The sequence below is a fragment of the Arthrobacter sp. MYb221 genome, assembly GCF_002979835.1.
Classification (GTDB): Bacteria; Actinomycetota; Actinomycetes; order Actinomycetales; family Micrococcaceae; genus Glutamicibacter.
The window spans coordinates 104,067-118,303 of the sequence record NZ_PCPW01000012.1; the positions used below are offsets into that span (position 1 = coordinate 104,067).

The following is a 14,237-nucleotide window of genomic DNA, read 5'->3' on the forward strand; positions in this document are numbered from 1 at the left end:
GTGACAGGCGTTTACGAATCGCGCTGAGGATTTTTCCGCCATAAAGAGTGCTGGCATCAGGTCACGGTTCAACAGAGTCCCAATAAGTTCGGTGAAGTCCTGAATAGGATAGTTCGAGAGGAATCAGCCACTTTATGCCCAGTTGATCATTTGTGAAGCAAGTTTTGTCGTTGGGATTACCGGAGTTTTCAGTTCAGCATTACCCCACACTCGGCAACTGAATTCGTCACCATGGGTGAGCCGGCGGCATTGCCCGGGGAAGCCAGTCAGAATGACGTCACCGTGTTGCAGAGTCATGAACCACTGAGAAAAACCAAGATGTCTTCCATCCTCCCAATCTAAAGCCTTGGTTGTTGCAGGGACTCGTGGTTCTCCGCAATGGACAACGCTGATTTCCCAGTCGGCAAGCGCAGCATCGATTTTGGTAGCAGCTGGCGTGGAGACCGGGGAATCGAAAATAGTCCAGAGTTGGCTACCGGCAAACCGCTGTACGGCATCAACCACTAGGTGACGCACGTGGGTGTCGGCGTGCTTGAAGGTACCGTGCTTCCACCGACCTTCGGAGCACTGCTGGTCTCCGGTGGACATACCGAAATTCTGAAGGTCACCTCGTTGACCAACGATGTGCAGCTGCTTGGTGCGACCATCGATGATGCGGCCGGCGAGGCCTATGACAAGACCGCCCGCTTGCTGGGTCTGGGCTATCCGGGTGGACCGGCCATCGATAAGGCCGCCAAGGACGGAGATAGAGAGGCGTTCCGTTTCCCGCGCGGGCTGTCGCTGCCGAAGTTCGTGGGCTCCGCCGAAGAACCGGGCAAGCACCGGAACAATTTCTCCTTCTCCGGTTTGAAGACCGCCGTGGCTCGCTGCGTTGAGCATTTCGAAGCGGCGGGGGAGCCGATCCCGGTGGCGGATATTTCCGCTTCTTTCCAGGAAGCGGTGGTGGACGTGATTACGTCCAAGGCTGTGCGAGCTATGCAGGAGCATGGATTGAAGACTTTGCTGTTGGGTGGGGGAGTTGCGGCGAATACGCGTCTGCGCGAGCTGTTGGCCGCGCGTTGTGTTTCGGCTGGCATCACGTTAGTGGTTCCGCCGTTCTCGCTGTGCACGGATAACAGGGGGGGCATGGTCGCTGCTCTCGGAGCGCAACTCGTGACCGACGGCGTGGCTCCTCAGGGCCTGGACTTCGCGACGGATTCGTCGCAGCCTGTTACCCGAATTGTTCTGGGCTAGCAGGTTTATTTTAACGATTTAGATTCTGGAAAACGTGTCTGTCTACGGGCAATTCAATCTCCGTAGTAGGCACGTTTTTGACGCCAATTAATTGGTTGCTTAGTTCACCACCGAGGAAGAATCTGATCGATTATACGTACGTCTGACCAGTGAAAACTGTCCCACGGTTGGGGTATCGTTGCTATTAATCAAGCGCGAGAAAACACCACAATTAAAGACAGAAAGCTGAAGGTTGTCATTGTGAAGGAACAGCAGCGAGCAGAACTGCACAAAACTATCTGGCAAGTAGCCAACGATCTTCGCGGTTCGGTGGACGGCTGGGACTTCAAATCGTACGTCCTGGGCATACTTTTCTACCGATTCATCTCCGAAAACCTCACCAGTTACATCAATGCCGGCGAGCACGAGGCAGGCAACGCTGAGTTTGATTTCGCACAGCTTTCTGATGATGAAGCTGAATTCGCTCGTGAGGAAATTGTCAACGAAAAAGGCTTCTTCGTTCGCCCTTCGGAACTATTCGAGAACGTTCGCAAGCGCGCACCTCAGGATGAGAACCTCAATGAATCGCTTGAGAGTATTTTCCGCGATATCGAAGGCTCAGCAAGAGGCAGCGACAGTGAAGACGACCTCAAGGGCCTCTTCGATGATCTGAACGTGAACAGCAGCAAGCTCGGCAATTCAGTAGCCAAGCGTAACGCCAAGATGGTCAAGCTTCTGGACGCGATCGGTGACCTCCCTTTGGGCGGCAAATTCTCAGACAATTCCATTGACCTATTTGGTGATGCGTACGAGTACCTGATGCAGATGTACGCATCCAGTGCCGGTAAATCTGGCGGCGAGTATTACACCCCGCAGGAAGTCTCTGAGCTGCTAGCAAAGATCACCACCGTTGGTAAGACGCGAGTGAACAAGGTGTATGACCCAGCGGCTGGTTCGGGTTCACTCCTGCTCAAGTTTGCCAAGGTACTTGGCAAAGAGAACGTGGGTGGGTTCTATGGTCAGGAAATCAATCTCACCACGTATAACCTTGCTCGTATCAATATGTTCTTGCACGATGTGAACTACGAGAACTTTGATCTGGCCCTGGGCGACACGCTACTGGAACCGCACCACTGGGACGATGAGCCGTTTGAAGCGATCGTCTCTAACCCGCCTTATTCGATCAAGTGGGAGGGTGACGCTAACCCAATCTTGATCAACGATCCACGCTATGCGCCGGCTGGTGTGCTGGCACCTAAGTCGAAGGCAGACCTTGCTTTCACGATGCATATGCTGCACTGGTTGGCGACTAACGGTACGGCAGCGATTGTTGAGTTCCCTGGCGTGCTCTACCGTGGCGGCGCTGAGCAAAAGATCCGTAAGTACCTGATCGACAATAATTACGTTGATACGGTGATTCAGCTTCCTTCTGATCTGTTCTTTGGTACCACGATTGGCACTTGCATTATCGTGCTGAAGAAGTCGAAGAAGACCAATGACGTGCTATTTATTGACGGTTCGGCTGAGTTCGTGCGCGGAGGCAATAAAAATAAGCTGAGTGAAGCCAATCAGCAGGTCTTGCTTGATACGTTCATGAATCGTGAATCATCAGAGCATTTCGCAAGACTCGTTGACAACAGTGATATCGCGGCAAATGACTACAACATTGCGGTATCTTCGTACGTTGAGGCTGAGGATACTCGTGAAGTCATCGATATAACTGAGTTGAATGCCCGGATCGAACAGATTGTTGCTCGGCAAGCTGAGCTGCGCAGGTCGATTGATGCGATTGTGGCAGATTTGGAGATCGCGAAATGAGCGAACTAGACCAGCTGCTGACGGAGCATTATCCGAACGGGGTTCCCCACAGAAAGCTCGGAGATATTGCCACACTCCTTCGTGGAAATGGCATGCCCAAGACTATGCTGACTGAATCTGGCGTTGGAGCCATTCATTATGGGCAAATCTATACCCGGTACGGCACGAGTGCGACTGAAACCTTCTCATTTGTTACTGAAGAGGACGCGAAGAAGCTTACTAAGTCGGATCCTGGGGACATCATTATCACTAACACCAGTGAAAATCTGGATGACGTCGGTAAAGCGGTCGCATGGCTCGGTAATGATCAGATTGTAACCGGCGGTCACGCAACGGTCATAAAGCATGAATTCGATTCTCGATTCCTAGCATACTGGTTCCAAACCCCTGATTTTTATTTTCAAAAGAAAAAGCTTGCGACCGGAACAAAAGTAATTGATGTCTCCGCAAAGCAGTTGGCGAAAATAATTATTCCTGTTCCATCCTTTGAAATTCAGCGTCATATCGCTGATATCCTTGATACTTTTAGTAAAATGGAAGCGGAGCTGGAAGCGGAGCTGGAAGCGGAGCTGGAAGCTCGGAAGCACCAGTATAACTATTTTCGCAGCCAGTTAATGGTCGATACTAACCAAGCTGATAAAGTTTCTCTTGGTGATATCTCCACCATTGGTACTGGGAACCACGACACCAAAGACGCGCTTTCTGAAGGTAAGTTTGTCTTCTACGCACGTGGCCGTGAGCCACTTCGGCTGGATACTTATGATTTTGATGAAGATGCCATCATCACTGCAGGCGATGGTGTAGGTGTGGGAAAAGTCTTTCATTTTGCATCAGGAAAGTATGCGCTACACCAGCGAGCTTACCGAATCGTGCCTTTCGCAAATGTTGTTCCTCGTTATCTTTACCATTATTTGCGGGCCGATTTTTCTCGGTATCTAGAGCGTACATCTGTACATGCTTCAGTTACTTCTCTGCGAAGGCCGATGTTTCTGAAATATCCAGTAGCTCTTCCGCCGTTGGAAGAACAACAGAACATCGTTGATATTCTCGATAGGTTCGACGCCCTCGTAAACGACCTGAGCGTTGGTTTGCCTGCGGAGTTGGCTGCGCGTCGTCAGCAGTACGAGTATTACCGCGACGAACTTCTGACCTTCAAGAAGTTGGAGTCTGCATCATGAGTACGACTCCGGTGAACGTGCAGATCCCTTCGGATACTGAAGCGCCGATCATTGCTGACTTTGTCGAGCACGCTCTGCGTGTGGCGTATTTTGATCGGCGACACTGGGCATCACTGCCTTCTAGCGACTGGGACGCGCCTGGCGTGTATGTCCTGATGACAAACGACGGATCGAATCGAGTGTATGTAGGGCAAGCACGCAAACTGCGTGGCCGTTTGCTGCAGCACAACAACAAGGAAAAGCTTCCTTGGAGTCGGGCTCTTGCGGTTAAGCGCGATACGACCGCTGGGTTCAACACGGCCGAAATCGGGTACTTGGAAGGCCGCATTGCGGCCGAACTGAACGCCTTGCACCAGATCACGGTCATTGAAGGCCAGACGAGCGGTGACGAGACGTTGCCAAAGCACATGATGATCTCCCTGGATGCTTTCGTGAAAAGCATCCTCGGTGCCCTGCGTCTAGCTGGTCTGGATATTAGCCGGAGTAATCCTCAAACACTGACCGAAGACGAACAACCTTCATCTGCGCCAGTGCCATCTAACAAGCCATATAAGACAGTGACCGTTGCCGATTTGGTGTCTAGCGGACTGCTTCAGGCGGGCCACTCACTTTTCTTAAGTCAAGCGGGCAAGGAAGCCGAAGGCAGCGTCACCGCGGACGGAGAGATTATCGTTCGCAGTGTTTCCTATAAATCCCCGAGCACCGCAGCCGCAAAAGCCCTAGAATTGCAATCCTCTAACGGCTGGATGACATGGAAGGTGGGCAGTCAGTCCGGTCCGCCGCTCGATACGTTGCGACAACAATGGCTAATACAACAAGCGGAGGAGGCAGAAAAATGATCGAAGCGCAGGCACGTAAATACGACACTATCGCAGTAAGCAACGAGAGCACTGTCGTTTCGGTCTATGATGCCGATCCGTCAAAAGAAACTTCGTACCAGTCGGAAGCACAGCTGGAACGTGAATTTATTCGCCTATTAGAAGGCCAAGCTTACGAGTATGTGGAGCTGACGAGTGAAGAACACCTCGTCACGAATCTTCGAACTCAGCTCGAGGCCCTGAATCGCTTCACCTTCACGGACGAGGAGTGGCAACGGTTCTTCAAAGAACGGATCGCCAGCACCGGGGACGGGATCGTCGAAAAGACGGTGCGTATCCAAGAAGACCACGTCCAGCTACTGACCCGTGATGATGGCACGACGAAGAACATCACCCTGCTGGATAAGCAGAACATTCACAACAACCGTTTGCAGGTGATCAACCAGTATGCGGTGGATCGTGGTGAGGGTGGCGCAAGCTTCTCGAACCGGTATGACGTGACCGTTCTGGTCAATGGGTTGCCGATGGTACATATCGAGTTGAAGCGCCGCGGCGTGCCGATTCGTGAAGCCTTCAACCAGATTGACAGGTATCAGCGAGATAGCTTCTGGGCTGGCTCTGGCCTGTTCGAGTATGTGCAGCTGTTTGTGATCAGCAACGGTACGCAAACGAAGTATTATTCGAACACAACTCGTCGTCAGCATGTTGCTGGTGCGACGGGTATGAAGAAGAAATCGAAGACGTCCAATAGCTTCGAATTCACGTCGTGGTGGGCTGACGCGCAGAATAAGCCGATTCTTGATCTGACTGCCTTTGGCAAGACCTTCTTCGCCAAGCACACACTGCTGAATATCCTCACCCGCTACTGCGTGCTCACGAGTGACCGACTGCTGTTGGTGATGCGTCCGTACCAGATTGTGGCGACCGAGAAGATCTTGCAGAAGATCGACATCTCCACGAATTACAAGACGCTTGGCGCTCAGGAAGCGGGCGGTTACGTCTGGCATACGACTGGCTCTGGCAAGACGTTGACCAGTTTCAAAGCTGCGCAGCTCGCGTCTCGTCTGGAAAGCGTCGACAAGGTACTGTTCGTCGTTGACCGTAAGGATCTGGACTACCAAACGATGAAGGAGTATGACCGGTTCGAAAAGGGCTCGGCTAACTCGAACAATTCGACGGCAGTGTTGAAGCGGCAGCTGGAGGATACTTCGAAGAGGATCATCATTACGACGATCCAGAAGCTGTCAACCTTTATCGCAAAGAACAAGGGTCATGAGATCTACTCAGACCATATTGTGCTGATCTTCGACGAGTGCCACCGCTCCCAGTTTGGCGACATGCACACGGCCATTACGAAGGCGTTCAAGCGGTACAACCTATTCGGGTTTACCGGTACCCCGATTTTTGCTGAGAACTCTGGCAGTGGTGGCAACCCGCAGTTGAAGACCACCGCCCAGGCCTTTGGAGAAAAGCTCCATACCTATACGATCAAGGACGCGATCACCGATCAGAACGTTCTTCCCTTCCGTATTGATTATGTGAATACGATGAAGGTTGGCTCGGTCATCGACAAGCAAGTGTCATCGATCGACACAGAGAACGCTTTGCTGTCGCCTGTGCGGGTGGCCCAAGTGGCCTCATACATCTTGGAGCACTTCGATCAAAAGACGAAGCGATCCGTTGGTTATGCGCTGGGGGAGAAGCGTGTTCGTGGGTTCAACTCCCTTTTTGCCACGGCATCGATTACGGCTGCAAGGACGTACTATAACGAGTTCAAGCGCCAACAAGCTGACCTGACACCTGATCGCAGGCTGAAGATCGCCACGATCTTCTCCTACGCCCCGAATCCAGACTCCGAGGACGGAGTGCTGGAAGAAGAAGGGTTTGAAACAGAGAATCTTTCGGGAGACTCCCGCTCGTTCTTGGAAACGGCGATTGCCGACTACAACAAGATGTTTGGTCAGAGCTACGATACGAGTTCGGATAGCTTCCAGAACTACTACAAAGATTTATCGCTTCGGCTCAAGAATCGTGATCTAGATATGGTCATTGTGGTGAACATGTTCCTCACTGGTTTTGACGCGACCACATTGAATACTCTGTGGGTGGATAAGAACTTGCGCTCCCACGGGCTGATTCAAGCGTACTCACGCACGAACCGTATCCTGAACTCAGTGAAGAGCTACGGGAATATCGTGAACTTCCGTGATCTGGAAGAAGCAACGAACGACGCGATTGCCCTCTTCGGTAATAAGGACGCGGCCGGGATTGTGTTGCTACGCCCGTACCGGGAGTACTACGACGAATACGCGCAGAAGGTCTCGGACCTACTGGAGAAGTTCGTTCCCGGCCAGGTAATCGAGAGTGAAGCTGGGCAGAACGAATTCATCAAGCTGTATGGCGAGATTCTCCGACTGAAGAACATCTTGACCTCGTTTGACGAGTTTGCCGGAAACGAGATCCTCTCGGAGCGCCAGGCACAAGACTACCAGTCGGTATATCTGGATCTTTGGAATCAGCGGAAGAAACAGGATTCCGGTGAGAAGGAACAGATCACCAGTGATCTGGTGTTCGAGATCGAGCTGATCAAACAGGTCGAAATCAACGTTGACTACATTCTGCTACTCGTACAGAAGTACCGAGAAGAACGTGGCGACGGCGATGACAAGGAACTGCGTGCGGGGATCTCGCGCGCGATTGACTCTAGCCCTTCCCTTCGTAACAAGAAGGACCTCATCGAAAATTTCGTGGACTCTGTCTCAGTGGATGGCACCGTCGAGGACGAATGGCGTGCGTATGTTCAGGCACGACGTGAGAGTGAGCTTGATGAGATCATAGCTTCGGAGAATCTGAAGCGAGAGCAGACCGTCGGATTTGTTGACTTGGCGTTTACCGATGGAGTGCTGCGCACGACAGGGACTGAAGTCACGAAGATTCTTCCACCAGTGTCTCGGTTCTCGAAAGAGAAGAATCATGGTGAAAAGAAACGTCGTGTGATTGAAAGACTAACCGCCTTTTTTGAGCGGTTCTTTGGGCTAGATTCAGGGGCTGGCAGATGACAGACAGTTTGCGCATAAAGGAGTGCATATAATCATGGCCGAGTTTGGCAACAACCAGGCAGGAACCGCAACAATGGAGCTCCGCCCTGTTAGCGATAGTCGCCGATTTCAAGCATTCTATACGCCGACCCAGAAACCGCCGGAAAACTCAGCCGCAGCAAAACTCCTCTCCAAAGGAATAAAGCTTGCGGAGTTTGATCCTAGTTTGGGAATCATCAAGATCTACCCAATTAACACGCTGGCAGGCACCGCGGGATATTTGGGTCCTAAATACGACAAAATACATACGCTCACTTATAGAACTTCGGCACTGGAAGACTATGCCGAAGATGCAGAACTTGAGTTCATTTTTGCAACACTACCGTCGGGATTCGTGAAGGATTTCACGTATGGACTGGGACTACTCAAGGACTGTAATCGCCTTATACGACTGATTGAAGATAAGACATCCTGCGATGAGATCTCTTTTACGGACGGTGATGGGGCAAGAATCGACGACACAACTTTCATTCTTGGAGAGTCGAGATTCGCGGCTATCTTGAGCGAGATTAATCGGATAGGTGGCCGTGGAAGCCGCGCTACCGGACGAGTGAAAGACTTCTTCGTTCATAATGAACTAGCCAAGGAACTTAATATTTCAACGGTTGAGTTATCACTCGGAAGATTCCGTGATTCACGCATCATAACGAAGGCAGCTAACGGAGTTGATGAGCTGACTGATGCCGATCGTAATAATCTCATTGGTGCGGTGACTTCCGAATCTGTGGCGATCGCAAAGAGCGCACCAGAAAAATTCAAGAAGCTCCAACGGGATATTGAGCTGGTTAGTCTCGACCGGCTCATTGAAACTTATTCGCATTCTTTAGGTCAAAGCAAGAATGAGAAGTACTGGCAGACTTTCTTTGACGACAATGCATTCGCTCTGCAACAGGTGTTCGGTGTGCCGATGGTAAGTGTTCAGTCTGGTGCGTCAGTCGGTGGCCGAGGATTTTCAGGAAGTGGCGACAAGATTGCAGACTATCTATTCAAAAACTCGCTAACGAACAACGTGGCCCTCGTGGAAATCAAAAAGCCAACAACTGACTTGCTCGAATCACGTGAGTATCGAAAAGGCGTTTTTGGTGCTTCGAAAGAGTTGAACGGCGCCGTAACGCAAGTGCTTGATCAGGCTTATCAGCTGACTAAGAATTTTGCAGGGCTGAAGGAGAGTTCGCGTCAGTGGGACTTGGAGTCGTACGCAGTCTCGTGTTTCGTAATTGCTGGACGAACACCGAACGCCGACAACCCGGCAAAGCAAAAGTCGCTAGAGCTTTTCCGTGCGAATTCGCGAAGTGTAACTATTGTTACTTACGATGAAATTCTGGAGAGGATAAAGCTACTTCGTGATTTTCTCCTTCCCGTTGAGACAACAGTAGATGAGCCTATGGAGGCCAGATCGTGAGGCTCAAGCAACTCAGGGTAGAAAATTTTCGATCTTGTGTCGAAACGACAGTTGACCTGTCGGAAGACATCACTATTCTCGTCGGTGAAAATGCATCAGGAAAAACTGCAATTATCGATGCGATTCGGCTAGGCACACAATCAGCGCTAGAAGGTCGCGGCATATCCTTTGCTCCCGAGCGAGATCTGACTCATTCCGCACCTGAAGGTACAGCTTCGAAAATTGCTCTCAGATATGAGAATCTGACACCTGGCCAACTTGCGACGTTTCTGACGCAAGTTGTGGACGAAGATGAGAGCCTTACATACACATATACGTTCAATGCGTCAGCCGACGTACCTTATTGGAAACGCGCTTCTCACACTGTTGGTTCTATCGAAGTTGAAGATGCTGAGCCTTCCAATAGAATGCGTCTCGCACATGTTTATTTACCCCCGTTACGTGATGCCTTTCGCGAGCTCGATAGCGGGAGCGGAGACCGTCTGGCAGAAGTTCTCAAGGTCCTAACGACTGGAGATGATGTTACCCGTCAGGAATTTGTTGATGAAGCAAACCTGATCGTAGACGGAGTTGTAAAGCTTTCCCTTCCAGAGAAAGCACGCAGTGAGATTGAAGCTCACCTTAGTCAGATAACACCTCCAACTAGGCAGCATAAAGTTCAATTTGATGGCCGCCGACATGAACTTCGACGACTAGCTGGCATGATGCGTCTTCAACTAACGGAGGCCGGGATTAATCCAAAAGAACTAGGCGCTTCAGGATTGGGGTATGCAAATCTTGTATTCATTGCAACCATCGTTTTACAGCTGACGAACGCACGAGATTATGATCTCACCCTCTTGCTTGTTGAAGAGCCTGAGGCTCATCTTCATCCGCAGCTACAATCCGTACTGCTTGACTATTTAGAGAAACAAGCCAAAGAGAGTGCCGTCGATGTAGAGGATTCGTCTACTGAACCGGCTGGAAGAATTCAGGTTGTAGTATCTACGCATTCGCCGCAGCTGGCGAGTTCCGTGGATGTTGAAGATATTGTGGTCGTTTCGCGCCACCAGACACACATAAGCGCTAGTATTTCTGGCTCCGGATCAACCAAGCAAACTGTAAGGAATGAAGATGTACCTAGCACAAGCCTGAATATTCCTGAGCAATGGAGCACGAAGACAACAGCATTAGGTGACCTCGATCTAGACGAGTGGGATTACCGGAAGATTAACCGATACCTCAATGCAACGCGTTCAGCACTTTTGTTCGCAAGACACGTCTTCTTGGTAGAAGGTGTTGCAGAATCCATCCTTATTCCAGAAGTGGCGAGACGGCACCCCCGAGCACAAAGTACAGAGGCCAAGAGACATCTGTCATCGGTCGCATATATTCCCATAGATGGTGTTGATTTTGACCCCTACCTGAACATACTGCTTAAAGGAGATTTTCCACGAGTAGACCGCGTGGTTGTCTTGACGGACGGAGACATAGATAAGACTGGTGCATCCCAAGGTAAAGCGCGCAAAGAGCGCATCGAGACGAAGTTTGCAAATGACGTCAGCGCAGACCGACTGTTCGTTCGGCACGGCCTCACGACGCTTGAAGCGGACATTTTTGGGATGTCTGAAAACGAAAAACTACTAAAGGATGCTTACAAGAAAATACATCCACGTTCAGATAAAAAGTGGGAAGATGCGTTCAGTGAACTTGAAGACGACACCAAGATTCGTTCAAAGGAATTCGCTCGTATGCTCAGGCAAAAGAAGGGTGGACTAGATCTTGGCAAGGGAGATTTTTCGCAACTGGTAGCCGAATCGCTTTACGACGGACAAGACCTAGTCTTGCCAAACTATATAGAACAAGCGGTCGAAGATATCCTAGATCGATTTATAGTAGACGAAGCTACGACTGACGAGGCCGGGATAGAGAAGTCGGGGGAACAATAGCGTGCTTACAGACGAGCAACAGCTAGCACTTCAACCTCAAATTCAGCTAATTGAGGCTGGACCTGGCTCCGGGAAAACTCGCACTGTAGTTCAGCGTTTGCACACTCTCTCGCAAACAGGTGCGGCAGGGCGTGCCCTAATTTCATTCACGAATGCCGCTGCAGACGAGGCCATGCGTCGTGTTTCGGCGAATGGGACCACACTGCTCCCACCGAACTTTGTCGGCACCTTTGATGGGTTTCTGCACCGTTTCGTCGTAACACCTTGGCATGTTAGAAAGTTTGGTACTCGGCCGAACTACGTGCACTCGTGGGACGAATTAGGAAATGGCCATGAGATGATCCGACATGGTGCAGTCAACGGAACGGGTTTGAGAATGTCATCTTTCCGTATCCAATCCGACGAATCCTTTGTGTACCCAAGCGCGGCTCCAGGTAGTGACCGCATCTACGCAAAGCAGCTGGAGAAGGCCGGGTTCTCACCTTCCGATCTTGAAGCTGAGGCAACTCGCCGTGCGAAAAGATTGCAAGCCAATGGCGTCTTCGACAGTGACTGCGCGAGGTCGAGAGCGCTGAAGATTCTGAAGGAAGATGAAAGCTCTTGGCTACTTCAACGCTTATCATTGAGGTTTCACGAAATCATCGTAGATGAATTCCAAGACTGTTCAGACGTAGAAATTGCGATAATTGACGCGCTGAAATCGCTGGGTATCCACGTAGTAGTTGTGGCTGATCCCGATCAAGCTATATACGAATTTCGTCAAGCATCGCCTATGTCCTACCAGCATTTTAGACAGAATATTGATCCTGGATCCATTGTTGAGTTGACGGCCAACCACAGATCGACACCTGCGATTTGCGAATTTATTTCGAGTCTGAGAATGGTTGGCAGTAGCTCAATTGATGCAGTGAAAGACGACGTCAAGACGAAGATCAGCGTTTTTGTCGGATCAGTTGAATTTCAAAGAAATCACTTCACGGAGTTGCTTGTATCGGAGGGTGTACCGCTTCGCGATTCAATAATCCTCTCGCACAGGAAGAAAGATGCTGCGGCTCTCGCTGGCACGGCGGTTGATAAATCTGATTGGACTCATCGTACCTATCGTGTTCTTCGATCTATCGCCGTCTTGCGGACCTCAAACAGTACGCGAACGAGGAGAAGCGAGATCCAGAAACTTGGGAATTCGCTATTTGATCTTTTTGCATGGGGGCCAACTGAGCAAGGGCTACGAATGGCTGAAAAGCGTGAAATCCTGGAGATAACCGACTCTCAAATCGCGTCGTTCGGATCTGCACTAGTCGCGCAAAGTACGAATTGGGCGGACGTAGACATAGCCCGAACATCCATTATTAATCAGACACAGGTTAGCTTTGGAAAGTTAGTTCGTCCGCTTAAAAGTCTGAAAGTTTCGCTGCGAAAACTTGATGTAAAGCATTGGAAATGGTGGCAAGAAGCTCTGAAGAACGCATCCGATTTGAGTCTTCCATCAAGTCATATCCATAGCGTTAAGGGTCAAGAATTTGGTGCCGTCTTGCTAGCACTCGGTTCTGTGAGAAAGGGCCAGCCGAGTGTTCTGGATGAATGGGAAAATAAGGATTCCACTGAAGCCCTGCGTGTCTTCTATGTGGGGGCGAGCCGCGCCAAGCAAGTTCTTGCTATTGCGTGTCCACCAAAAAGCCAAACGCAATTCCGCCGAATACTTTCGTCGTACAATATCGATGCAAACTGGTGCATTGAGCAGGAAGCGCGCGTTAAGATTTCGCTCACGTAATTCGGAAGATTCGTCTTGGTGCACTGTCTGGCGTGAGGCGGGGTTGCTATGAAGGACTGGTCTCACTCGATCCTGACTGACAGGGTCCCCACCATTGGGCGCGGTCAATCAGGTGTGCGTAACAATCCTTGTCGGTCACTGGCTTTGAGGTTGGTGTGGCAAAAGGGTGCGACCCACTGGGCAGTGCAGGTCCACGCCCAGTGGGTCGGTGGCCTCACGGAGCAATCGAACGTTGACGCACAGCTCAGCATTCGGCGAGACCTTCGACCATTCACGGTAAGTCGACGGTCAGAGGCCCGCTGAATCCTGTTGAGAAGGCAAATCCAGCGGGTCGCGTGGATGTTGCAAGATCTGGTCTACGAGATCGGCAGCGGTTCGTCGATAGGCTGCGCCTTGGCGCTCATGTCGATGCCCAGATCCTTGGCGAACACGGTGCGGGTTGCAGTGTAGACACCGTCCTTATTCTCATCGAGTTCAAAGACTCTGGCACCACGAAGTTCGTGGTTCTCGGTACCGCCCAGGCCGTAGGTGCCGAAGCCGGTGCCTGGGGCATATCCCAGCTCGATACCGTAGTAGTCGCCCTTGAAGGTATTGATGTGGTCGTGGCCGCAGTACACGCCACGAACGTCTCCGCGCTCCTGCAATGCAGAGAACAATCCGGAGTTGAAGGCTCCCACGTAGATGCCTTCGTTCTTGACTCCTTCGATGGAGTGCTTGGACACGGCTTTCTTGTGGTCGGCATCATTCGAGGTGAACTGGGAGCCGTACCACATGTGGTGGTGTTCCCAGAGAGGGATATGGAAGAACATCAAGGACTGGACATTGCCATAGCGTGCTTCGGTGGCTTTGGAAGCTTCGCGGTACCAAGCGATCTGCTCGGGGCGGATCCAGTCGTAGGACCAGGGCTCTGGACATCGGCTCCCCATGAATAGTTAGAGTTCCCCGGAATGCTGGGGAAGAATCCACCTCCGGCACTATTAATCCAGTCATTCCTGAGATATAATTAACAAGA

Annotated in this window: 9 protein-coding genes and 1 pseudogene; 8 read left to right on the forward strand and 2 right to left on the reverse strand. The window is 51.0% G+C overall.

Annotation, left to right across the window (positions count from 1 at the left end; all coding sequences use genetic code 11):
• Positions 1 to 132 precede the first annotated feature (132 nt).
• The gene (locus tag CQ015_RS19030) at positions 133 to 504 is read right to left on the reverse strand and encodes a fumarylacetoacetate hydrolase family protein (protein WP_181150434.1); all 372 of its coding nucleotides are present in this window, start codon (positions 502 to 504) and stop codon (positions 133 to 135) included.
• Here CQ015_RS19030 and CQ015_RS14465 point away from each other — a divergent pair.
• The 8 genes and pseudogenes from CQ015_RS14465 to CQ015_RS14500 form a co-directional block, all read left to right on the forward strand.
• Positions 469 to 1,233 (forward strand): annotated as a pseudogene (locus tag CQ015_RS14465) (tRNA (adenosine(37)-N6)-threonylcarbamoyltransferase complex transferase subunit TsaD); the annotation flags it as partial. The gene CQ015_RS19030 and the pseudogene CQ015_RS14465 overlap by 36 nt on opposite strands.
• A 240-nt stretch (positions 1,234 to 1,473) precedes the next feature.
• Complete coding sequence (locus CQ015_RS14470) at positions 1,474 to 3,030, forward strand: type I restriction-modification system subunit M (protein WP_105650451.1); 1,557 nt, start codon at positions 1,474 to 1,476, stop codon at positions 3,028 to 3,030.
• On the forward strand, positions 3,027 to 4,208 hold the full coding sequence (locus CQ015_RS14475) for a restriction endonuclease subunit S (protein ID WP_105650452.1): 1,182 nt from the start codon (positions 3,027 to 3,029) through the stop codon (positions 4,206 to 4,208). Before CQ015_RS14470 ends, CQ015_RS14475 begins: the two co-directional genes overlap by 4 nt.
• The gene (locus tag CQ015_RS14480; protein ID WP_105650453.1) at positions 4,205 to 5,047 is read left to right on the forward strand and encodes a GIY-YIG nuclease family protein; all 843 of its coding nucleotides are present in this window, start codon (positions 4,205 to 4,207) and stop codon (positions 5,045 to 5,047) included. Before CQ015_RS14475 ends, CQ015_RS14480 begins: the two co-directional genes overlap by 4 nt.
• Positions 5,044 to 8,085 carry a type I restriction endonuclease subunit R gene (locus tag CQ015_RS14485; protein WP_105650454.1) on the forward strand — a complete coding sequence of 1,014 codons (3,042 nt, stop codon included), beginning with the start codon at positions 5,044 to 5,046 and terminating at the stop codon, positions 8,083 to 8,085. The genes CQ015_RS14480 and CQ015_RS14485 overlap by 4 nt, the downstream gene beginning before the upstream one ends.
• Before the next feature lie 34 nt (positions 8,086 to 8,119).
• Entirely contained in the window at positions 8,120 to 9,526 is a 1,407-nt protein-coding gene (locus CQ015_RS14490) for a Shedu immune nuclease family protein (RefSeq protein WP_105650455.1), read from the forward strand.
• Positions 9,523 to 11,454: an ATP-dependent endonuclease gene (locus CQ015_RS14495; protein ID WP_105650456.1), complete on the forward strand. Its 1,932-nt coding sequence runs from the start codon at positions 9,523 to 9,525 to the stop codon at positions 11,452 to 11,454. The genes CQ015_RS14490 and CQ015_RS14495 overlap by 4 nt, the downstream gene beginning before the upstream one ends.
• Position 11,455: 1 nt before the next feature.
• The gene (locus tag CQ015_RS14500; RefSeq protein WP_105650457.1) at positions 11,456 to 13,225 is read left to right on the forward strand and encodes an ATP-dependent helicase; all 1,770 of its coding nucleotides are present in this window, start codon (positions 11,456 to 11,458) and stop codon (positions 13,223 to 13,225) included.
• A 356-nt stretch (positions 13,226 to 13,581) separates the two neighbouring features.
• Here CQ015_RS14500 and CQ015_RS14505 read toward each other — a convergent pair whose 3' ends face one another.
• Positions 13,582 to 14,151, reverse strand: a complete 570-nt coding sequence (locus CQ015_RS14505) for a hypothetical protein (protein WP_105650458.1) — start codon at positions 14,149 to 14,151, stop codon at positions 13,582 to 13,584.
• Positions 14,152 to 14,237 lie beyond the last annotated feature (86 nt).